The 19,653-nt window shown below is 41.6% G+C and carries 23 protein-coding genes; 17 read left to right on the forward strand and 6 right to left on the reverse strand.

What is annotated here, in order from left to right:
- The first annotated feature begins 251 nt into the window (after positions 1-251).
- The 9 genes from APA_RS04255 (at position 252) to APA_RS04295 (ending at position 8,183) form a co-directional block, all read left to right on the forward strand.
- The gene (locus APA_RS04255) at positions 252-3,191 is read left to right on the forward strand and encodes a cyclic nucleotide-binding domain-containing protein (protein ID WP_201321079.1); all 2,940 of its coding nucleotides are present in this window, start codon (positions 252-254) and stop codon (positions 3,189-3,191) included.
- 111 nt (positions 3,192-3,302) lie between these two features.
- On the forward strand, positions 3,303-4,982 hold the full coding sequence (locus APA_RS04260) for an FHA domain-containing protein (protein WP_201321080.1): 1,680 nt from the start codon (positions 3,303-3,305) through the stop codon (positions 4,980-4,982).
- A 131-nt stretch (positions 4,983-5,113) separates the two neighbouring features.
- On the forward strand, positions 5,114-6,373 hold the full coding sequence (locus APA_RS04265) for a late competence development ComFB family protein (protein ID WP_201321081.1): 1,260 nt from the start codon (positions 5,114-5,116) through the stop codon (positions 6,371-6,373).
- A complete protein-coding gene (locus APA_RS25680) occupies positions 6,373-6,462 on the forward strand; it encodes a DUF4351 domain-containing protein (RefSeq protein WP_374101341.1) in 90 nt (29 codons plus the stop codon). Before APA_RS04265 ends, APA_RS25680 begins: the two co-directional genes overlap by 1 nt.
- A 60-nt stretch (positions 6,463-6,522) precedes the next feature.
- The gene (locus APA_RS04275; RefSeq protein ID WP_201321082.1) at positions 6,523-6,897 is read left to right on the forward strand and encodes a hypothetical protein; all 375 of its coding nucleotides are present in this window, start codon (positions 6,523-6,525) and stop codon (positions 6,895-6,897) included.
- A gap of 5 nt (positions 6,898-6,902) precedes the next feature.
- Positions 6,903-7,289, forward strand: coding sequence for a caspase family protein (locus APA_RS04280; protein ID WP_201321083.1), 387 nt, complete (start codon positions 6,903-6,905; stop codon positions 7,287-7,289).
- The gene (locus APA_RS04285; protein ID WP_201321084.1) at positions 7,181-7,594 is read left to right on the forward strand and encodes an SUMF1/EgtB/PvdO family nonheme iron enzyme; all 414 of its coding nucleotides are present in this window, start codon (positions 7,181-7,183) and stop codon (positions 7,592-7,594) included. The genes APA_RS04280 and APA_RS04285 overlap by 109 nt, the downstream gene beginning before the upstream one ends.
- 116 nt (positions 7,595-7,710) lie before the next feature.
- Positions 7,711-7,893 carry a hypothetical protein gene (locus APA_RS04290; RefSeq protein ID WP_201321085.1) on the forward strand — a complete coding sequence of 61 codons (183 nt, stop codon included), beginning with the start codon at positions 7,711-7,713 and terminating at the stop codon, positions 7,891-7,893.
- Positions 7,881-8,183, forward strand: a complete 303-nt coding sequence (locus APA_RS04295; protein WP_201321086.1) for a type II toxin-antitoxin system RelE/ParE family toxin — start codon at positions 7,881-7,883, stop codon at positions 8,181-8,183. The genes APA_RS04290 and APA_RS04295 overlap by 13 nt, the downstream gene beginning before the upstream one ends.
- 215 nt (positions 8,184-8,398) lie before the next feature.
- Here APA_RS04295 and APA_RS04300 read toward each other — a convergent pair whose 3' ends face one another.
- On the reverse strand, positions 8,399-9,106 hold the full coding sequence (locus tag APA_RS04300; RefSeq protein WP_201321087.1) for a Uma2 family endonuclease: 708 nt from the start codon (positions 9,104-9,106) through the stop codon (positions 8,399-8,401).
- 104 nt (positions 9,107-9,210) lie between these two features.
- On the opposite strand from APA_RS04300, the gene APA_RS25050 reads away from it, so the two are divergent.
- The 3 genes from APA_RS25050 to APA_RS04315 all read left to right on the forward strand — a co-directional run bounded on the left by APA_RS25050 (position 9,211) and on the right by APA_RS04315 (position 12,610).
- A complete protein-coding gene (locus tag APA_RS25050; protein ID WP_236579399.1) occupies positions 9,211-9,369 on the forward strand; it encodes a hypothetical protein in 159 nt (52 codons plus the stop codon).
- Between the two features lie 94 nt (positions 9,370-9,463).
- Positions 9,464-10,993, forward strand: coding sequence for a 4-alpha-glucanotransferase (malQ, locus tag APA_RS04310; protein WP_201321088.1), 1,530 nt, complete (start codon positions 9,464-9,466; stop codon positions 10,991-10,993).
- A 270-nt stretch (positions 10,994-11,263) separates the two neighbouring features.
- Positions 11,264-12,610, forward strand: coding sequence for a hemolysin family protein (locus tag APA_RS04315; protein WP_201321089.1), 1,347 nt, complete (start codon positions 11,264-11,266; stop codon positions 12,608-12,610).
- A gap of 93 nt (positions 12,611-12,703) precedes the next feature.
- Here APA_RS04315 and APA_RS04320 read toward each other — a convergent pair whose 3' ends face one another.
- Positions 12,704-13,363, reverse strand: a complete 660-nt coding sequence (locus APA_RS04320) for a cadmium resistance transporter (protein ID WP_201321090.1) — start codon at positions 13,361-13,363, stop codon at positions 12,704-12,706.
- Between the two features lie 98 nt (positions 13,364-13,461).
- On the opposite strand from APA_RS04320, the gene APA_RS04325 reads away from it, so the two are divergent.
- The 4 genes from APA_RS04325 (at position 13,462) to APA_RS04340 (ending at position 15,577) form a co-directional block, all read left to right on the forward strand.
- The gene (locus APA_RS04325) at positions 13,462-13,653 is read left to right on the forward strand and encodes a hypothetical protein (RefSeq protein WP_201321091.1); all 192 of its coding nucleotides are present in this window, start codon (positions 13,462-13,464) and stop codon (positions 13,651-13,653) included.
- Between the two features lie 8 nt (positions 13,654-13,661).
- Positions 13,662-14,396 (forward strand): cadmium resistance transporter, encoded by a 735-nt coding sequence (locus APA_RS04330; protein WP_201321092.1) that lies wholly within the window; start codon positions 13,662-13,664, stop codon positions 14,394-14,396.
- A 46-nt stretch (positions 14,397-14,442) separates the two neighbouring features.
- Positions 14,443-15,003, forward strand: a complete 561-nt coding sequence (locus tag APA_RS04335; protein ID WP_201321093.1) for a hypothetical protein — start codon at positions 14,443-14,445, stop codon at positions 15,001-15,003.
- Positions 15,004-15,148: 145 nt separating this feature from the next.
- Entirely contained in the window at positions 15,149-15,577 is a 429-nt protein-coding gene (locus APA_RS04340; protein ID WP_201321094.1) for a YidH family protein, read from the forward strand.
- Positions 15,578-15,600: 23 nt separating this feature from the next.
- Here APA_RS04340 and APA_RS04345 read toward each other — a convergent pair whose 3' ends face one another.
- Positions 15,601-16,512, reverse strand: a complete 912-nt coding sequence (locus APA_RS04345) for a LysR substrate-binding domain-containing protein (protein WP_201321095.1) — start codon at positions 16,510-16,512, stop codon at positions 15,601-15,603.
- A 180-nt stretch (positions 16,513-16,692) separates the two neighbouring features.
- Between APA_RS04345 and APA_RS04350 the strand changes: the two genes are divergently transcribed.
- Positions 16,693-17,322 (forward strand): cadmium resistance transporter, encoded by a 630-nt coding sequence (locus tag APA_RS04350; RefSeq protein WP_201321096.1) that lies wholly within the window; start codon positions 16,693-16,695, stop codon positions 17,320-17,322.
- Positions 17,323-17,458: 136 nt separating this feature from the next.
- On the opposite strand, the gene APA_RS04355 is transcribed toward APA_RS04350, so the two are convergent.
- From APA_RS04355 to APA_RS04365, 3 genes are all read right to left on the reverse strand, one after another.
- The gene (locus tag APA_RS04355) at positions 17,459-18,370 is read right to left on the reverse strand and encodes a hypothetical protein (RefSeq protein ID WP_201321097.1); all 912 of its coding nucleotides are present in this window, start codon (positions 18,368-18,370) and stop codon (positions 17,459-17,461) included.
- Between the two features lie 247 nt (positions 18,371-18,617).
- A complete protein-coding gene (locus APA_RS04360) occupies positions 18,618-18,812 on the reverse strand; it encodes a phosphatase PAP2 family protein (RefSeq protein ID WP_236579400.1) in 195 nt (64 codons plus the stop codon).
- A 10-nt stretch (positions 18,813-18,822) separates the two neighbouring features.
- Positions 18,823-19,617, reverse strand: a complete 795-nt coding sequence (locus APA_RS04365; RefSeq protein ID WP_201321098.1) for a sulfite exporter TauE/SafE family protein — start codon at positions 19,615-19,617, stop codon at positions 18,823-18,825.
- Positions 19,618-19,653: the final 36 nt, after the last annotated feature.

A 19,653-nucleotide genomic window follows, 5' to 3' on the forward strand; every position in this document is an offset into this window, starting at 1 on the left:
CCCCACCAATTCTGGTTTTATATTTGGTACTTTATTTATTCACTTGTCCCTTACTTGTCTAGGACTACCTTGATATTTTTTGTAAGGAACAAAATGCTATACAACATATTCTAAATCAAAGGTTATTTTTAGTTATATTTAGTTACATTTTTGGGCAGTATCTGGGCTAAGGCGCATAACGATAAGTAAATACATCTACATGCTATGAGGATGAAATTAAGTACAAGAAATCATTGACAGGAGATCGCTTCATGTTCCAGAAAATCTCGGAAAAGCAGATGCATTACGTTCGATGGCTACTCGCGATCGGATGGCTAATTCTCATCTTTTCGATGTTTTATGACCCCATCTCCTACCATTTGACCGATCCCAACGATCCAAATATGTTATTTAGTCCATTTCGGATCAAAAAAGAGTTGGGATGCGTGCAATTTCAGGGTACTTGCGATAATCTCGAACCTTACGCTATGGGGGCAAGATTTTTTTGGGGCATAATTGTCCCGCTTATTATTTGTATAGTTTTAGTATTCGGACATGAGGCATGGAGGCGGATCTGTCCGTTAATGTTTATTACACAAATTCCTAGAGCCTTAGGATGGCAACGCCGTCGTCGTGTTGTTGATCCGCTAACTAATACTGTCCGCTCCGAACCTGTAACGATCGCTAAAAATTCATGGCTGGGGCGCAATTCTCTATATGTGCAGTTTGGGCTGTTATTTCTTGGCTTGAATGTGCGCTTACTATTCGTTAACTCCGATCGCCTTGCCCTCGGCATCTTTTTGTGTCTGACCATCCTAGCGGCTTTGACTATAGGATTTCTCTATGGCGGCAAATCTTGGTGTCATTATTTTTGTCCGATGGCTCCAGTCCAAGTAATATACACGGGACCGCGCGGCTTACTGGCAAGCGAAGCTCACCAAAATCAAGAATCTGGGATTACCCAATCGATGTGTCGCACTGTCGATCAAGTAGGCAAAGAAAAAAGTGCCTGTGTAAGCTGCCAGTCACCTTGCTTTGATATTGATGCCGAGCGATCCTATTGGGATGGCATCAATCGTAGCGATCGCAAATTGCTCTATTATGGCTATCTCGGCTTAGTGATTGGGTTTTACGCTTACTTCACTTTATATTCTGGCAATCCCAACTTCTTAGCTGGCGGCGTATGGGACGAAACCAATCAATTTGCCATGCTTTTTCAGCCAGGTTTTTATATCTCAGGGCAGGCAATTCCCATACCCAAAATTTTTGCAGTTCCTTTAACCTTGACGACTTCAACCCTAATTACCTATGTAATTGGAAGACGATTAGAACGCGCTTACAAACGTTATAGCAAGTACCGCAACCTTGTCTTAACTGCCTCTCAAATCCAACACCGCGCCTTTACACTATGCGCGTTTATTTCCTTTAATCTGCTGTTTTGGATGGGAGTAAACCCCACATTAGGCTGGCTACCAGCCTTTGAACAACAGTTTATTGGCTGGATGGCTGTGATTGCTTCGACCATGTGGTTTTATAGAACCTTTGGGCGCACTTCGCAGATGTATGCTCGCGAGAGTTTGGCTACAAGTTTACGCCGCCAACTCAGCAAGTTAGCCTTTGATTTTTCTAAAGTTTTAGAAGGGCGATCGCTTAAAGATCTTAAACCAGATGAAGTCTATGTCTTGGCGAAAACCCTACCCGAACTCACCCATGAAAAACGGGTACAAATGTATAAAGATGTCCTCAAAGAGTCTCTGAGTGCAGGCAATATGAATTCCTCCAGCAGGCTGGAAGTATTCGACCTAATGCGACAGCAGTTAGATATTAATGAGGAAGAGCACAATCAGATTCTTGGAGATATGGGAATTAACGATGCTCAAATGCTCAGTACTTCCAGACAAATTATCCAAGAAAATGAATCTCGACTGGGTAAGTATCGCCGCTCCTTAGAACTGATGTTGCGAGAGTTCGTTGAGAGTAATTTACCTTTAAACAAATTGATGCAACTTAAAGAGGAACAAATTTTAGTTTTTCGGCAAGAATATACTGTCACGGTGCAAGAAGAGACGGCAATTTTAGCTAGTATTTGTGAGCAAGGAAGTCTTTTAGACTCAATTGCAAAAGATGCCTATCAAAAGCTTAAGACGCTCGCTCGCTACGCGCATATTCTGCAAAGAGCACCTAATTTACCAACAGATGTAATTAGTTTGCTGGTTTTCAAATTTCAACAACAGCAGCGATCGCTAGTCATTAAGCTCCTACGTATTCTCGAAATTTTCGGTGATGCGCCTGAAGCCTATAAAATTGCTAACGATCTCGCATCTCTTACCCATAAAGGTCTAGCAGCAAATATTTTGCTCGATTTACTCCAAGACGAAACTGAGAATCCCCCTTGGCACGATCGACTACCGCCTAAAGCGATCAAAATTTTTAACTCGATCAAGGCTCTTACGGAATTTCACTTACCTCCAATAAGTAGAGAATCAGTCTTTACTGTATTAGTTCAATTAATGGAAGATCCTGATACTTTAGTGAAAGCGGGTAGTCTGTATGCTTTAAAGCAAATTGATATACTGAAAGCGACAGAAGAAGCCCAGCATATTTTGAGAGATCCCCATTCTCATGCATTGTTATCTGAAGAAGCAAAAACCTTTGTTACTATTAGACAACCTGCTTCTAAAAGTAAATCACAAAATATATCCAACAAAATATCAAGCGATAACTTAGCAACCAATTTATTAAGCTCTGAGGATAATCAAGTTCTCGATACCTTTGACAAGCTATTGCTATTATTCCGTAACAGTCTATTTCGTCCTCTCCAAACCGATGCCCTTGCAGAAATAGCGAGACAATCAGAGATCAGGATTTATAACACTGGTGATGCGATCTATCAAACGGGCGATTTACCTAAGACAATCTGGGCGATAGTCGATGGTTCCATCGAGATTCGTTCTACGGGTGGCGATCGCCGTCAGTTCTTCAAAAAAATTACGTCCAATCAAACGATTGGACAATTGGAAGTACTAACCCAAACTCCCTTTGCAAATTTAGCGATCGCCACATCACCCCATACCTTGCTCTTAGTGATTAATGCCAAAGTGTTTATGCAAGCACTAAGTGAAGATCCACTATATACAAAACATTTACTAATTTCTGTCAGTACTTCCCTCCAAAGTATGCTTTCGTCACAAATGTCTGTAAATCGACAATAACGATCATTTCCGCTCTAGAAGTTCGGATGTTTAGCGCAAAGTGCCAAACATCCGAACTTCTAGAGCATCACCTTATTACTTGGTTTAAAGATTATTGTTTCAGGAACCTTCATGCTAAAACTTAGAATTTTCAATGTGCGAATTCCTCAAGAACTAGAACCAATTCACCTATCAACTGAAATCAGTAAAAAAAATGATTTTCTAGTTGGTCGTGCGCCTTATTGTGATGTAATCCTCGATAATGCGACCGTTAGCCGCGAACATGGCAAAATTTCTTTTGAAGCACATCAATATCACTTTATCGATCTGAACAGTACTAATGGAGTGCAAATCAACGATCTACAAATCAAACCGTTGCATGCTATTCAACTCTCAGCGACAGATACTATTCAACTAGGCGACTTTGCGATTCTAATCGAAGAAATTGCACCCCCTTATTTGCTAACAAAATCTTCAGAAGAGGAAGAAGATCCCACCGAGTCATCGGTTGCCCACTTAAATAGCCCAGTTAACGCAGACAAAGATCGCGATCTTGCAGAGATTGCTAAAGCACCAGCAGAACCAAGTCAATATATGCCACTTGCCACGCTTGACCCCAGCCAAATCGCTCGCTGGACAAAGGGAACTCTCACCTTGGAATGCTTCAAAATCATTGAAGAAACCGCCGATGTGAAGACCTTTTGCTTTGGCACTACTCCTCCCCATCTCTTTACCTACAAAGCGGGACAGTTTATTACACTGGAACTAGAAATCGATGGTGTAGAAGTATTGCGTTCCTATTCCATCTCGTCATCACCGTCCCGCCCCCATTCCCTAGAAATTACCGTAAAGCGAGTTCCTTCTGCTAATCCTGAAGATCCCGCTATTCCTGCGGGGCTGGCTTCTAATTGGCTGCATGACAATCTAAAAATTGGTAGTCAGATTCAAGCAAGTGGGGCATTTGGCAAGTTCTCTTGTTTTGAGTATCCTTCTCAAAAGTTATTGTTTCTCTCGGCTGGCAGTGGCATTACCCCAATGATGTCGATGTCACGTTGGATTTATGACACACACTCAGACTGTGATGTGGTATTTTTTCATTGTTCGCGAAGTCCCGAAGATATTATCTATCGCCAAGAATTAGAAATGATGGCAGTGCGATCGCCTAAGTTTCATCTAGCCGTAACGATTACTCGCTCCACTCCTCAACAATCGTGGATGGGAATGCGTGGCAGACTGACACCAGCCATGCTGGAAATGATTGCCCCCGATTGGCGCGATCGCACTGTATTTGTCTGTGGGCCCGAAAGCTTCATGCAAAGCACGAAATCTTTGTTAGAAGGAATCGGCTTTCCGATGCAGCAATATCATGAAGAGAGTTTTGGCGGTGCGAAAAAGTCACCAAAATCAGCTAAAGATGAACCCTTAGCAAGCGAACCTTCTCCTGCTTTTGGAATCAAGGCTTGGCTTGGCAAGTTACAAACACCTCAAGAAATAAGTCCCGCCGCTAGTCGCTCGCCAAACACTCCTAAAGCCAGTAAAACTTCAGTTGCCACAGTGATTTTTACTAAATCAGGGAAAGAAATCCCCAGTGATGGCGAAGAATCGATCCTAGAAATTGCCGAGCAAGCAGGGGTCAAAATCCGTAATAGTTGCCGTGTTGGTAGTTGTGGTAGTTGTAAGAAAGTTAAGCTAGAGGGAGAAGTCAAAATGGAAGGTTACGATCCAGAAGCCCTCGAACCGTCAGAAGTAGATGCAGGTTATATCCTCTGCTGTGTCGCTTTTCCCAAAGGCAAAGTTGCGATCGATGTTTAATAGACCTGTAGGTTAATAAGGTAGTATAAAATCAATGGCAAAGGCGTAGATCAAAAATCTAGTCAAGTGACCTGATGGGAGCATTTATATATAAGGGCTATCAAACATAAAATTTCTAGTAGCAAAAACTTATGACTAGCCTCAAAAATGTCCTTGAGGAAATCGTTGTCCTAGAAGTACAAGAACAACTCAAGCACCTCAGCCAACCCGCTCGCGAAGCAATTAACCTTAGCGAGGTAGCTGCGTTTGCGCTAAATCGATTGCCAGTACTTTATGCAAGTACAAGCCGAGGATGGTTGCAGCAACGTAAACGCGCTCACAATGAACTCCAGCAGCAGACTGTCAGCTCTGTTCAGCAGGCTTTATTAGGAGTGAATCGCGATCCATTGCGAAAATCGACCAGAATTGCAGCTAGTAAAGTCGAGACACCTGCTCATATTCTGACTAGATTACAAAAACTTTTTAGCAAACCTACTTTGCAATGGCATCAAGTGCCACAGGCTTTTCAGGAAGCACTCACTCTAGTCAGTCATACACCAGAATATGTAAGTTTGAGCATTAACGATCGCAATCGATTACGAGAAATAAAAGGTTATTTACATCGTAAAGACGTTCATCAGCATGAGCATCGAGATTGGCATAACAACGTTGAGTTACCGAATCCTGAACTTAACTCCTATATCCTTTCGGCTTCTTATTTCCTGACCAATGTTTTAGAAGATTTAGCGAAACAAGAAGTAAAAAATCAATTGATTCATATGGCAAATGTTTTACCGCGTAAAGTTGGTGTTGATGATGTATGTGCATATGTACTGAATCGCCTACCTGCATTGTATGCCACCACTGAACAAGGCGTGATCTGGCAAACTCAAAAAGCAAAAGAGCAGCTATCCAGTCAGATAGAATCAACTGTAATTCAATCACTGATGACCTTGGGCAAAACACCACGTCGTTTAGTCGATCCGATTCCATTACTCAAATTTGAAGGAGAATGTGAACAAGCTATTAGCGAGCTACGCCTAATTTTTCAGAGAGAAGATATTACTTGGCAGAATATTGCAACCCTAGCTGAATATGCGATCGACCATGAGAGGCAAGGGATGACTTATTGGCGGCAGCAGTGGCGAATGCTGGGACAAATTTATAGTGAAATGTACTTAAAGCCTGGAGATGCTGAGCTATCTCTTAGCCATACCGCAGACGGGGAAGTCTTGACTGTGCGAGCGCATACTAAAGAAGCTTTCGGTTGGCTAGCGGATAATCCTAAAAATTTAGGCATCAGTACCTTGCGTCTTTTTCCTGCGGTTGCTGAGATTGAGCTTTACGGCTTTTTCTTAGATTTTTCCATTAACTACACACGCGAAGAAATGGCAGCCGATGGGATTATATAATCACACACAAATTTTTAGAAAATCTTGCTGAGGCAGTTTTGGATTTTGAGAGTTTGGCTGATTTAGAAGCTTGGTTAAATAAGAAATAGGTTTTTGTAGGTTCTAAATGCCACAATAAATTTAATAGTAATTGGTAGCAGCAAAAATTCATGACTCAAGATGCTGGTTTCGAGATGATTACGATCGCAGTGGAGCCTTATGAGGATCAAACTCAGACGGGTAGCTCTGTTGCTAATCCGAGAGGTTGGGGCGGTGAGGCTCAATCCAGCAAGAATATCAAGCAAGAAAAGACCTTGACTGTTGCTGAACTCGAACAAAAGATGTCGGGCTTTTTGCAGATGGTGGGGCGGGTTTTTAGTAGCGCGGAGAAGGAGGCGAAGAAGACTGCGGGAATGTGCCTCGATGAAATTGAGCTGTCGGTGGAGATTGGGGCTGAGGGCGAAATTCGGTTGATCGGTAGTGGCGCTAAGGCTAGTGGCAAGAGTGCGATCAAGCTCAAGTTTAAACGGGTGACGGAAGATTAGAGTTTATGGCGAATTTGGCGATAGCGATCGGGGTAAATCAATATGATTTTTTGCATCCTTTAAAGTATGCGAAAAATGACGCGCTGCATATTTGTCAGTTTTTAGGAAATGAGGCAAAGTTTGATCGCATTTTCTGTTTTTCCGATGATTCGCCCGATCTGGATGGCAAGACTACCAAGCCTTTTCGCAACAATTTGCTGAAGGTATTTAAGGAGCTTTTTGCTCAGCCATTTCTCCATGAAAGCGATAACTTTTGGTTCTTTTTTGCGGGACATGGCATTTTATGCGATGGGATCGATTATCTGATGCCGAGCGATGGCGATCCCGAACCTATGCGGGAAGCAATAATCTTGATGAAGTTGGCTGGTATGACAATAATAGTGGCAATGTAACTCATCCAGTGGGGCAGAAAAAGGCTAATGAGCTTGGTATTTATGACATGAGTGGCAATGTCTGGGAATGGTGCTTAGATGAGTGGCACGATAGTTATGCCGATAAACCAGAAAATCTTAAAAAACAGGGAAATCAAGCATGGGGCGATCTCAATTTAGATGATAATCGTTATCGTCTGCTGCGCGGTGATTCTTGGAGCAGCTACGGTGATGGGAACTGTCGCTCGGCGGGTCGCTACTGGTACATCGCTAGTGAACTGAGCAGCCTCGTTGGTTTTCGCCTGCTTATCGTTTCTTCTTCGTGAGGGCTTCATTTCCCCTTTGTTCATTTCCCCTCTTGCCCTTTGCATTCCCCCTTTCGCCTTTGGCGATCGAATTTTTTGCAATATACTTGAAATCATCAAACGAGAGATGCAATAAGATGACAATTAAAGAAAAAGTTCTAAATGCAGTCACCGAACTTCCTCAAAATGTTGACTTTGAGGAGATATTAGAGCGTCTTTATTTTCTCTACAAAGTAGAGACAGGATTGCAACAAGTTCAGGCAGGAGACACACTTACCCACTCACAAGCCATGCTCAGTCTAAAAACATGGCACAAATAAACTGGACAAAACAAGCACTCGGAGATTTAGAAGCGATCGGCGATTATATTGCTCGCGACTCACCTGCAATTGCCCAAGTATTCGTAAATCGCATAATTAATTCCATAGTTCAACTAGAAACCTTTCCCCTTTCTGGTCGAATCGTACCAGAATCAGGACGCGAATCCATTCGCGAAATAATTTTTCGCAATTACCGCATTGTCTATTCTTTAGAGAATGACACAATCTATATTCTGACAATATTTCACGCTTCAAAATCGCTAACAAATTTAACCGATGACATCAATTGATAAATGAAGACAAAATTCGTAGCTCATTGATCTGCAAATGCTAAACCCTCTTCGCTTTCACCGATAAATTGTCCCTGCGTTGTGAGGTGTTGGGCAGTGCATTCCCAAATCAAAGGAATCTGAGAATTTATAAATTGTTGCGGGAATGCACTGCCCCTACACGATTTTGATTTTACCGATAAATTGTCCCTGCGTTGTGAGATTGAGGGCAGAGCCTATTCGTCTATCTCTACCCCTAGTTGACGTAATTTTTCAGCAAGGCGATTAGCTCTCTGGCTCTCCTGCTCAGCTCTTTGACTCTCCTGCTCAGCTCTCTGCTCTGCTTCTTGAATGGCTGTATCTAACTCTTCAAGGGTTCGCAGCTTTGCACCATTATCGAGACGATAGAAACTAATTAGATATTCATCAGCCTCTAATCTCAGTTGCAGTACCTGACTGCAATGGTCGGTAATTGGCTCATATATACCTGCTGCATTGAGACGATAACCACGCAGTTGTTCAGTTATCCATTCACCATAGGGGTCAAGTAGCCAATATTTCGTGACACCTAGTTGCTCATAGAGGGTTTTCTTGAAGTTGAGATCGGTATCCTTGGTTCCTGCGGATGTCACTTCGATGATAATTGCTGGGTTTTGCATCCCTTCCCAGATCTTGTAATTGCCATAAAGTTTCTTAGTGATGTCAAAGACTACCATCACATCAGGGGCAACTCTTGCCTTAGGATTCCCTTCTATATAGTAGAGAAATTGATCGGCAAAGACGACCGCTTGCTGATTTTGTAAATATAGACGCAACAATCCGAAGGTGAAGAGGATTGCTGAAACATGCTGTTGGGTTTCCGCCAATGGTTCTCCATCTGAACTGGGATAGATGATTTCTGGGGTAGTGCTAGACAGCGATCGCTCTTCGGTGATGGCTACCATAGTTAACTCTTGGCTAAGGGTTTATATAGAATTATAGACTAACAGCTAATAGCCTCTAGCTATTTTAATTAAATCGCTTCCATTCTCTGATTGCTATAATCACCTTGTCGCGCTGCCTAGGAAAACATCATGACTCAAGCGATCGCACCTCCCAATCTCTAAATGGAGTTCTCAAATTAGAAATGACTCTATTTGTTAGTGATACTCTTACTTCACCATTATTACCAGAATTTGCCTGTCCTTTAGTCCAGATTTTTGAATAAGTTTGCTTGAGGAGTTTGCAGATGAGCATATGCTCGTTTGCAAACTTTTCTACACAAGGCGGTAAAGTAAAGCTAGATCTAAAAATTTGTGTTTATGGCTTTTCAACGTTCTAGTGGAATTTTGTTACATCCAACCTCACTACCCAGTAAATTTGGGATTGGGGATTTAGGAGAGACGGCTTATCAGTTCATTGAGTTTTTATCGCGCAGTGGTCAAAAGCTATGGCAAGTGCTGCCCCTTGGCCCCACAGGATACGGTAACTCTCCCTATATGAGCTTTAGCGCGATCTCAGGTAGTCTTTATCTGATCAGCCCCGAACTTTTAGCAAAGCAATATTTACTTAAAGAAGAGGATTGGGCAGATATCCCTGAATTTAATCAAGATCGCGTTGATTTTGAGGCTGTGATGCCATATAAGCGAAAATTGCTTGAGATAGCCTTCATTCGCTTCAAACAAGGATACGTCGATCAAGATCTCAAGAATCATCACGATCTGTATCTATTGCAAGAGCAGTTCAAAAAGTTTTGCCACGAAGAAGCCGATTGGCTCGAAGACTACGTGCTATTCATGGCTTTGCATGAACAAAATCCTAAAATCCTTTGGAATAATTGGGAACCTGCGATCGCCAGACGGGAACCCCAAGCATTAAAACAAAAGCGCGAAGAATTGCACGACCAAATTGAGTTCCAACGATTTGTGCAATTCATCTTTTTTGATCAATGGTTGAAGCTCAAGCAATATGCCAATATGCGAAACATTCAAATTATTGGCGATATTCCCATCTATGTATCGCACAATAGCTCTGATGTCTGGGCTAATCCTAAAAACTTTGTCCTCGATCCTGAAACCTATGAAGTCGCCCAAATGGCAGGAGTCCCACCCGACTACTTCAGCGCCACAGGTCAACTATGGGGCAATCCAGTCTATAACTGGGAATATCTCCAAGAAACTCACTTTGCATGGTGGATCGATCGCTTCAGATTTTTAAATCGTTATGTAGATATTATTCGCATCGATCACTTTCGAGGCTTTGAAGCTTTTTGGCAAGTCCCCGCAGGTGAGGAAACTGCCATCAATGGCGAATGGGAAACAGCCCCAGGAACTGAGCTATTTACAAAGCTGAATGAGGTGATGGGTGAGTTACCAATTCTTGCCGAAGATTTGGGTGTAATCACTCCTGAAGTTGATAAGTTGCGCGATGATTTTGGGTTTCCTGGGATGCGCGTCCTCATGTTTGCATTTGGTGGTGGCTCTGACAATTTCCATTTGCCCCACAACTATGTCCGCAATTGTGCAGTTTATACAGGAACCCATGACAATGATACGGCTGTGGGCTGGTGGCAGCGAGCAAGTAGATCCGAAAAAGAATTGTTCTACAAATATATAGTAGGTTTTGCCGCAGGTGAGCCGATTAACTGGGTGCTAATCCGTATGGCGATGGCAGCAGTATCGGTAATTGCTATCGTGCCTTTACAAGATATCCTTGGCTTAGATAACAGTGGACGCATGAATACCCCAGGGACAGCCACAGGAAATTGGGGTTGGCGCTATAGCGATCCCAATTTACTCAATCAAGATCTTAGCGATCGCCTACTCGAAATTACCCAACTCTATAGCCGCTAGAAAAAAGGGTTTTGCAGCGCCTACGGCGCTAAGTAGATTCCTTAAAGCCCAGAAGTGTGAGTCGCCCGCGTAGCGGGCGACTCACACTTCTGGGCTTGGGTTTTAATTATGCTGAGCTACTTACAAAATCCGAAATTGGTTGTGAAATTAGAATTTTTGACCTTTATTATTAGTCTTAAGAAACTTGACACAAAATTTGGTATGAGAATATATATCTAGTATTAATAAATTTCACAAACGATTCCTATAAAGTCGTTCTGCCCCAAAACAATGTCTTCCGTCGCTTCTGAAGCTTTACTCATCATTTTACTAATTCTTGTCAATGGTGTTTTTTCGATGTCCGAGCTAGCGATCGTATCTGCTCGCAAAGTGCGCCTAGAGCAATGGGCAAAGGAAGGAAATGCGAAAGCCAGAGCAGCTTTAAGACTGATCGCTTCACCCACAAATTTCTTGTCAACCGTTCAGATTGGGATTACCTTAATCGGAATTTTAAGCGGTGCATTGGGTGGTGCAACCGTAGCCCAAACCTTGCAGCAGTCTTTCGAGACGGTTCCTTTGCTCCAACCCTATAGCAAAACCCTCAGCTTTGCGATCGTGGTCGGTATCATTACTTACCTGTCTCTAGTAGTTGGCGAGCTTGTCCCTAAGCGCCTAGCGATGAGCAATGCCGAACGGATTGCCTGTGCAGTTGCCCCGCCTATGCGATTTCTTGCCAATATTGGTACTCCAGTTGTTTATTTGCTCAGCATTTCAACCGAAGCTTTACTTGGCATATTAGGAATACAGGTAATTGAAGAGTCGCAAGTTACAGAAGAAGAGATCAAGGTGATGATTGCTCAGGGAGCCGAGTCGGGCATGTTTGAGGAGGCAGAACATGACATGGTTGAGCGTGTATTTCGTTTAGGCGATCGCCCGATTAAATCTCTGATGACTCCACGCACAGAAATCGACTGGCTCGATGTTGATGCACCTTTTGAAGAAACTCTGCGTGAAGTTTTAGAAAGTGGTCACTCAAGATTTCCTGTAGCGAGAGAAAACCTTGATGATTGTGTTGGCATTGTCGAGATCAAAGCGTTTCTTAATGCCAGTCTGCATGGCAATCCGCTCGATTTAGTCAAAGTCAGTAGTCCTCCTTTATATGTTGCTGAGACTGCCAGTGCTTTGAGTGTCTTGGAGCAGTTTAAACAATCTGGCGATCGCGTAGCAATGGTGACTGATGAGTATGGTGGTGTTGAGGGGCTCGTAACCCTTACGGATCTACTCGAAGCGATTGTGGGGGATCTGCCATCGAATGATCGTCAAGGTGATCCCGATGCTATGCAAAGAGAAGATGGTTCTTGGCTAATCGATGGCATGATTTCTAGCGATCGTCTCAAAGAGATTCTCGAAGTCGAAGAGCTACCCTATGAAAAAGAGCATAACTACCATACTCTTGGCGGGCTGATGATGACTTATCTCCGACATATTCCCCTAGTTGGCGAACACTTCACTTGGGATCGAATGCGCTTTGAAGTCGTGGATATGGACGGCAACCGCGTAGATAAAGTGCTAGTTAATTTATCGCCGCCAATAGTACCCACCGACGAAGAACCAAGAAGTAATTCTAAACGAACATAAAAAATACCTGCAAAGAAAAGACATGCATTGCATGTCTTTTCTTTGTTTATAGACTGCTTACTCCCTTCCCAGTGAAGAATAAAGGGTGAGGTCTTATACAGGAATTATTAAACGGTAGGATTCATTCTTGACAATAATTGATAGCCCTAGCCAAATTAGGACAAATGGAGCGATTTTACGTCCATAGCGAGCGATGAGAACAGAAATACCAGGGAAACGGGTGAGATTATAAGAACAGAAACACCAGAAACCGATAGTCATATAACACATGGTCAAAATTACACCGAGACTAGGTAGGCTGCTACTGGCAAATAGGGGAATATAGACAGCGACATTGTTGCCACCATTAGAGACATGGACGGCGGTGACTCGATGGGTTTTGGGATCGCGGATTGTAGACCATAAAGATTGCTTAATCCGAGGTCTACCAACTTCTGTATGGATTTTTTCTACTTCTTCAATTACATCGCTATTGTCATCATCTTCTTTACTCATTAATTGATGAATTCCAATCATGATTGGCAATACACCAAGTAAACCAACCCACATATCAGAAACTATCATCCCCATAAAAAAGCCAACCAGACTAACGCTGATTAGAATTGTCAATCCAAGGAATTCGCCAACTACGACATGGCGAGGGCGAAAAGTACGACTGACTCTTCCAAAAAAGGAAGTGAGGTATATATTGTCATCAAAGGTAGTTGCTAAGGCTACTGCTGCTCCTGTGGCGATCGCACTCTCTAAATTCATATGTCTCTCTACAACTGATTTATTTCTTTGAGTTCATCGTATCGATTCCTTCTCATAGAAACAAATATTGTTTCTTGTTAAAACGATAACTACAGATTATGACCAAAAACTTAACTAAGGTGGCGCGTTGCACCACCTTAGTTAAGTGTAGCTATTTGATTACTTCAAGTTATCGGTTTGAAAAGAAAGAATATTTGATTTTATTGATGGCGATCGCTATATTCAGTTCATTCCCAATAAAAACTGCAAATCAAATAGATTCCATCATTTTAACGCGAGAATTCCGTTAATTAGCAATATGAACGCAATACTAACTTCCATCCCCACTGCTCTAACAGCTTTTATCGCCACAAACCTCGATGATGTACTTATTCTGTTGCTATTCTTCTCCCAAGTAAGTACCACATTTCGCAAACGGCATATTGTGCTTGGGCAGTATCTCGGTTTTGGAGCGCTGGTGGTGGCGAGTTTGTCAGGTTATTTTGGTGGACTATTGATGCCTCGCGACTGGATTGGCATGTTAGGGATTTTGCCGATCGCCATTGGATTAAATCGCCTATTTATTCCTGAAAATGAAGAAACCGAATCAGAAGAGAATCAACTAGAACCAACAAATTCTTGGTTTTCTAATCTACTTTCCCCGCAAGTTTATAGCGTCGCCGCAGTCACTTTTGCTAATGGTGGTGACAATGTGGGAATTTATGTTCCTCTTTTTGCCAGCGCGACATGGGAAAGCTTGATTGTAATCCTGAGCGTATTTTTCTCAATGGTGGGCGTATGGTGTTACACCGCCTATCGATTAATCCAAGTCCCTACGATCGCTGATGCCCTCAGCCGCTATGGAAATTTACTGGTTCCTTTTGTATTAATTAGCTTAGGTATCCTCATCATGATCGATAGCCACACCCTCGAAAATCGAGGTTTAGCAGTCCTCAGTTTGCTCATTGGCGGATTGGTTGTCTTGAATCTCGGTCGAAATATTGCTGAACTGAACGCGCTAAATGCCGAAGAGCCACTTTCTCCTCAATCCTAGCTTTTGTCCAGAAAAATCCCAAAATAAGAAATATCAAGAGAAAACTATGAAAATGATTCAAACCCTTATTGTTGCTTTAGTAATGCTGCTTAATTTAGCGATCGCCCAACCATCTTTCGCAGATAAGCCACCTGTAACTAGCAATCCTGACTATATCTCTATTACTGAAGAACTTGCCAAGGCAACCGATCCCACGGAAATTGCTAAGCTCCAATTTGAGAAATACATCATCGAGACAGGCGAATCTTTTGCTGAATGCCGCAATCTCACTGCTAACAAACTAGTGGTTTATGGAAAGAAATCAAAACTCGATCAGTCCACCTTTGACAATGCGCTCTATGTATTGCCTAGCGGCAAAACTACTAATGAAGATTGGAACTGTCAAGGAATTTACTTGCCAACTGGCTTAAATAATGATGGCTTACCTGTGGCAGTAAAACTGGTAACTGGCACTCAATTAGTCGCAAAGTCTAATCCTGAAACTGGTGCTGTGGAAATCAATATTCCTGCTGCTAAAGTTTTCAAAGCTGGTGAAGTAAATTGGGCTATTCCTGACAATGCTGAAGCAATTGCAGCGATGCAACTACCTCAAGCACCCTTAGATTAATTTCACGCTTTCAAACCGTAATTTAAATCGAGCAAATCTCCTGTATGAAAGGATTTTAACCCTTTTATATGGGAGATTTTTGCTATATAATTCAGAGGGTACATTCTTGCTAAACAAAACATATCGTAGATCCCAAAATTCAATAATGCAGCTATTATTTAAACCCAAGCAAGATCTAGAAGAAACAGCCTTGTTAGGAAAGAAAAATCCTAACCGCGTGCGCGATCATTTAGCAAACGAAAGAACTTATTTGTCATGGATGCGAATGGCGATCGCCCTACTAGGTGTCGGTGTGATCGTTGTTCGTCTTCGCATTTTGCGTCCACCAATGCAATCTTCTCCGGGTAATGGTTGGAAATTAGGATTAGCCTTTGCCATCATTGGAATGCTGACTGTGTGGTTATCAACTCACCATTATTTTGCTGTACGTCACGATATCGATGCCGATACATTCGAGCCACCCGATCGCTGGGTTGTGTTGTTTAGTCTAGCGATTACGCTCATCGGTGCAGGGGTGATCTATTATGTGTTTGCCGCGCCTTTAGAACAAATGGGGGTACTCATTCCTGATTAGCGATCTCTCTAGCTTATTGATGATTACTGGCGTAAAATCTCACCGAACACTTTTGATATACGAGTTTGAAAGCGTTGGTTATGTTGGAGTTTTAGGAATGGACGGGTGATCTCCAAAGGCTGAAGGCGATCGCGATCTAAAACTTTGACAGGACGTAAAGTTCCTAATTGAAACTCTTTTTGTACCATCAGTTCTGAAATTGCCGCCGCCCGCACACTGCTTTCCAGCGCTGCTTTCACCATTTCGCCACTACTTAGCACTAACATAATTTCCAGATCTGCTAGATTTACTTCCCAACTCACCAAAGCTTGTTCAAATACCTGTTGCGTCCCCGAACCTGATTCACGCATTATCCATGCAGTTTGACTGAGTTCATCAACTGTGACTTCGGCGATCTCGTACCAAGGATGTGCTTGACCAACTACGATCAACAGGCGATCGCTACCAATTTCTTCTTGTTCTAAAGTTTTCTGTAATGAAGATTTGACATCGGCTTCAATCAAGCCTAGATCGAATAAACCTGCTGCGGTTCCATCACAAATTTCTTCAGTATTAGCAAGCGTACATTTGATTTTGATATTCGGGTACTGCTCCTGAAATTGGCTGATTTTTGCGGGTAGCCAATAATTGCCGATAGTTAAACTTGTACCGAGCTTGAGTTCGCCACGCTGCAAGTCATTTAACTCACGCAAGCCACGCTCCATTAATTTAATGCGATCTAGAATATCCTTGGCTTCTGTTTGCAATAATATTCCTGCTTCGGTGATTTCAATATGGCGACCGATACGATGAAACAGTTTTACGCCATACCACGCCTCTAGACTCTGAACAGCAGCACTGACAGCAGGTTGGGTGATATATAGTTCTTCGGAAGCGCGAGTGAAATGTAAATGTTCGGCAACTGCTAAAAAAATGCGTAATTGTTCGAGCGTCATTCAGCTCCTAAAATCATGGATAGATCGATGAAAATCAATCTTACATCACTCTTAAACAACGCAAATTCACCGTAATTTATTGCCAAGAAGGTGTTAGCAGCACTAGCACTTTCTCTATTTTGGCAAACTGGCGATAAAATGGATTTCAATTCTTATTATCGATTTGTCTGAGGTAAAAATATGGAATGGTTTGTCGGTACTGTGGCGATCGCAATTACCGCGTTCACCGCCACTAATATCGATGACATTCTAATTTTGACGATTTTTTTTGCACAGGTTGACAATAAATTTCGTCCACGTCACATTCTCATCGGGCAATATCTTGGCTTTGCACTGGTGATTCTGGCGAGTTTACCTGGGTATTTCGGCGGTTTAATTATTGACCACAAATGGATTGGTTTATTAGGGCTATTACCGATCTCGATTGGAGTTAAGGATCTGTTCCAGAAGCAGGAAGAGATAATGGTACAAAGTTGCGCTGTTCCTGAACAAGGGAAATCGTCTTTGATTGCACCGCAGACCTATCATGTGGCGGCAGTTACTTTCGCTAATGGAGGCGATAATATTGGCATTTATATTCCTTTGTTTGCCAGTAGTAATGCAGTTTCGCTCTCGATCACGATTGCTACTTTTTTGATTTTGATCGCGGTTTGGTGCTATACCGCCTATCAATTTAGTACGCATCCTGTGATCGCCAAATTCCTTACACAATACAGTGATGCGATCGTGCCTTTTGTCTTAATTGCACTAGGTATTTACATCCTCTACGAAAGCAAAACGTACCAATTACTTCCTTTTGTTAAATTATGATTCTTTAGGAATTACAATTTTTCACTTTTGTAAGTTCGCAGATAAAGGCTTTTAAGCTGGGATTTTCTGGGGAAAGCTTTAACAATTGTATTGGCATATTCCATCTGTTTAGCGTAATATTAATGAGCCTCTTGCTCTAGCAACTCTCATCTTCGGATTTGCGAACAGCATCTTCTTCTGGTAACCCGATAAATTTATTTAAATTGTTAACAAATTCCAAGGCTGTCTGGTGATCTTTAATATCGCCTAAGATATACTCATCTTCATAGTTTACTGTGAGTCTGGGAACAAAAGATATGCTGCTATTTTTATCAAGTGAATTAGGTAAAAGATCGACTTTAGTAATATCTGTAAATGCATACTGTTTAACTTTTACATCAAAAAGTGCCCTGTTTGTGTAGGTAAGCTGCATTTCTAATTTATTCAATAATAATTTCTCATAATAAAAAGGAAGTGATATAGCTATAATCAAATTCCATAATCCAAATAGAAGAAGAAATACAAACAAAAAAAATAAAAAATTGTTGTAAAAACTATTGTCATAGCTATAGCGATCATAAGAGTTACTGAAAGATACTTTCTTTGAATACAAAAAATTATTTATGGATTCAAAAGTGCTTTTGCACTCATCTTGATAGTCAAAATTATATGTAAATAAATCATCTTTCTGAAATGATTTAATAACAGTAAATACAACCTTAAATGAGTTTAAGTTTTTAGTCGTACTTACATACAAATCAGCCTTCAAGATTCCTTTAATTTTAACTGAGTTATTTTGTGAAAATTTGGAAGCCCCCGATCTAAGAATCTTGCAATTAACTTCTGTGTTTTTTAAACGATCACAATCAATTTTAATAACTCCAATCTTAGAAAAATACCTAAAAGAAAATGTAGACAGACTTAAGGCTATCATTCCAATCCCCAAGAAACCTGTGAGCAAAGAATATTTAAACTTATTCCATAAGTTTAGTGATGAAAAAAGTATCTTTGCATCGCTCTGTTTTTTTAAAACTAAAATATTTTCGTTTATTTGCTTATTAACTTGCATTGTTATGTCTTTATGCTATTTTCATTTACGATTTATAGTAAAGATAAAAAAAATGCAAATACAAATCAAATGCTGCATTTCCGAGAGGTGATAGCTAGGGGAATGATCCGCTAAAACGTGATCACTGTATTTGCATTTTTTTGTCGGCATGAAATGTGCATTTCAGCACCCATCCCTAATTGAGTTCTCGGGTTGAACTTTGGTAAACATAGGGTTGAAAATTATCTGAGAAACGTGCCTAGTCTACCTATAGCTTAACATTCACCTTGGTTAAGTAACCACCAGCGATCGCCCAAAAGATTGCCAATAAATAGCCACCGAGAATATCACTGGGATAATGCACACCCAAGTATAGACTTGTCCAAGTGATCTCGATCGCCAACATCACACCACAAAACAAAAATAGCGATTGCCAATGACATAGATTAAAAAACTGGTTCAAAAATCAGGCACTAAGCAGCATGGATTAATTTCCAGCTAACTGTAAGTAAAATCGCGAAAATCAGATAGCGTAAAGCTCTTTGTGGCGCTAGTTGGCAGAGTTTAGAACCTAACAACACCCCAGGGACAGAACCAATCCAAATTGGAATGACAATATGCCAAGCCACCGTACCGAGGCTGAGATGTCCTAAGGATGTAAAACCTAGCAAAATTGCCGCTTGAGTAATGTCTGTACCAACTAGTTTACGCGAATCTAGTTTAAAGAATGTCATCAACACCAAAGCAAACAATGAACCAGAGGAAACACTGGTCAAGCCAACCATGCAACCTAAAACCAAACCGATGATGACCGTCTTAATTTTGCCATTGGTAGTTTCTAAATCAAAGTTAGGAAACGATAGCAGAGATAGATTTGGCGCAAAAGTCGCCAGTCCTAATTGAATTAAACCTGCGATCGTCACGAATAAAATCATTGTGCCGATGGAAGGTAACAAAAATGAATCCAAGCTCCATCCATAGGACTGAATTAAATGGAGAATCATTACTCCTAACAATGCCCCTGGGACACTACCAAAGGCTAACCATTTCACTACCCGAAAATCAAGGGTTCCTTGTTTCCAATGACTGATGCTTGCCACTGCCTTCATCATCGTAGCCGCCACAATATCCGAACCCACCGCGATCGCCGCAGGAACATTAAACACAAAAATCAACATTGGTGTAATTAAGGAAGCACCGCCAATCCCCGTTAAACCAACTACTGTACCAACGATAAAACTAAAGCCAGTGAGCAAAAAGTAATTCATAAAATAGAAGTCTTTAAATTTTTGATTTTTTATAAA

It is taken from the genome of Pseudanabaena sp. lw0831, assembly GCF_016584665.1.
Taxonomy (GTDB): Bacteria; Cyanobacteriota; Cyanobacteriia; order Pseudanabaenales; family Pseudanabaenaceae; genus Pseudanabaena.

Excerpts from the sequence above, each read along its gene's own strand:
- APA_RS04355 (WP_201321097.1), bottom strand. The coding sequence starts at position 18,370 with ATGCAAGTTAATAAGCAAATAAACGAAAATATTTTAGTTTTAAAAAAA.
- APA_RS04350 (WP_201321096.1), top strand. The coding sequence starts at position 16,693 with ATGGAATGGTTTGTCGGTACTGTGGCGATCGCAATTACCGCGTTCACC.
- APA_RS04300 (WP_201321087.1), bottom strand. The coding sequence starts at position 9,106 with ATGGTAGCCATCACCGAAGAGCGATCGCTGTCTAGCACTACCCCAGAA.
- APA_RS04335 (WP_201321093.1), top strand. The coding sequence starts at position 14,443 with ATGAAAATGATTCAAACCCTTATTGTTGCTTTAGTAATGCTGCTTAAT.
- APA_RS04340 (WP_201321094.1), top strand. The coding sequence starts at position 15,149 with ATGCAGCTATTATTTAAACCCAAGCAAGATCTAGAAGAAACAGCCTTG.
- APA_RS04290 (WP_201321085.1), top strand. The coding sequence starts at position 7,711 with ATGACAATTAAAGAAAAAGTTCTAAATGCAGTCACCGAACTTCCTCAA.
- APA_RS04265 (WP_201321081.1), top strand. The coding sequence starts at position 5,114 with ATGACTAGCCTCAAAAATGTCCTTGAGGAAATCGTTGTCCTAGAAGTA.
- APA_RS04320 (WP_201321090.1), bottom strand. The coding sequence starts at position 13,363 with ATGAATTTAGAGAGTGCGATCGCCACAGGAGCAGCAGTAGCCTTAGCA.
- malQ (WP_201321088.1), top strand. The coding sequence starts at position 9,464 with ATGGCTTTTCAACGTTCTAGTGGAATTTTGTTACATCCAACCTCACTA.
- APA_RS04260 (WP_201321080.1), top strand. The coding sequence starts at position 3,303 with ATGCTAAAACTTAGAATTTTCAATGTGCGAATTCCTCAAGAACTAGAA.
- APA_RS04295 (WP_201321086.1), top strand. The coding sequence starts at position 7,881 with ATGGCACAAATAAACTGGACAAAACAAGCACTCGGAGATTTAGAAGCG.
- APA_RS04280 (WP_201321083.1), top strand. The coding sequence starts at position 6,903 with ATGGCGAATTTGGCGATAGCGATCGGGGTAAATCAATATGATTTTTTG.
- APA_RS04330 (WP_201321092.1), top strand. The coding sequence starts at position 13,662 with ATGAACGCAATACTAACTTCCATCCCCACTGCTCTAACAGCTTTTATC.
- APA_RS04315 (WP_201321089.1), top strand. The coding sequence starts at position 11,264 with ATGTCTTCCGTCGCTTCTGAAGCTTTACTCATCATTTTACTAATTCTT.
- APA_RS04325 (WP_201321091.1), top strand. The coding sequence starts at position 13,462 with ATGACCAAAAACTTAACTAAGGTGGCGCGTTGCACCACCTTAGTTAAG.
- APA_RS04365 (WP_201321098.1), bottom strand. The coding sequence starts at position 19,617 with ATGAATTACTTTTTGCTCACTGGCTTTAGTTTTATCGTTGGTACAGTA.
- APA_RS04275 (WP_201321082.1), top strand. The coding sequence starts at position 6,523 with ATGACTCAAGATGCTGGTTTCGAGATGATTACGATCGCAGTGGAGCCT.
- APA_RS04345 (WP_201321095.1), bottom strand. The coding sequence starts at position 16,512 with ATGACGCTCGAACAATTACGCATTTTTTTAGCAGTTGCCGAACATTTA.
- APA_RS04285 (WP_201321084.1), top strand. The coding sequence starts at position 7,181 with ATGCGATGGGATCGATTATCTGATGCCGAGCGATGGCGATCCCGAACC.
- APA_RS04255 (WP_201321079.1), top strand. The coding sequence starts at position 252 with ATGTTCCAGAAAATCTCGGAAAAGCAGATGCATTACGTTCGATGGCTA.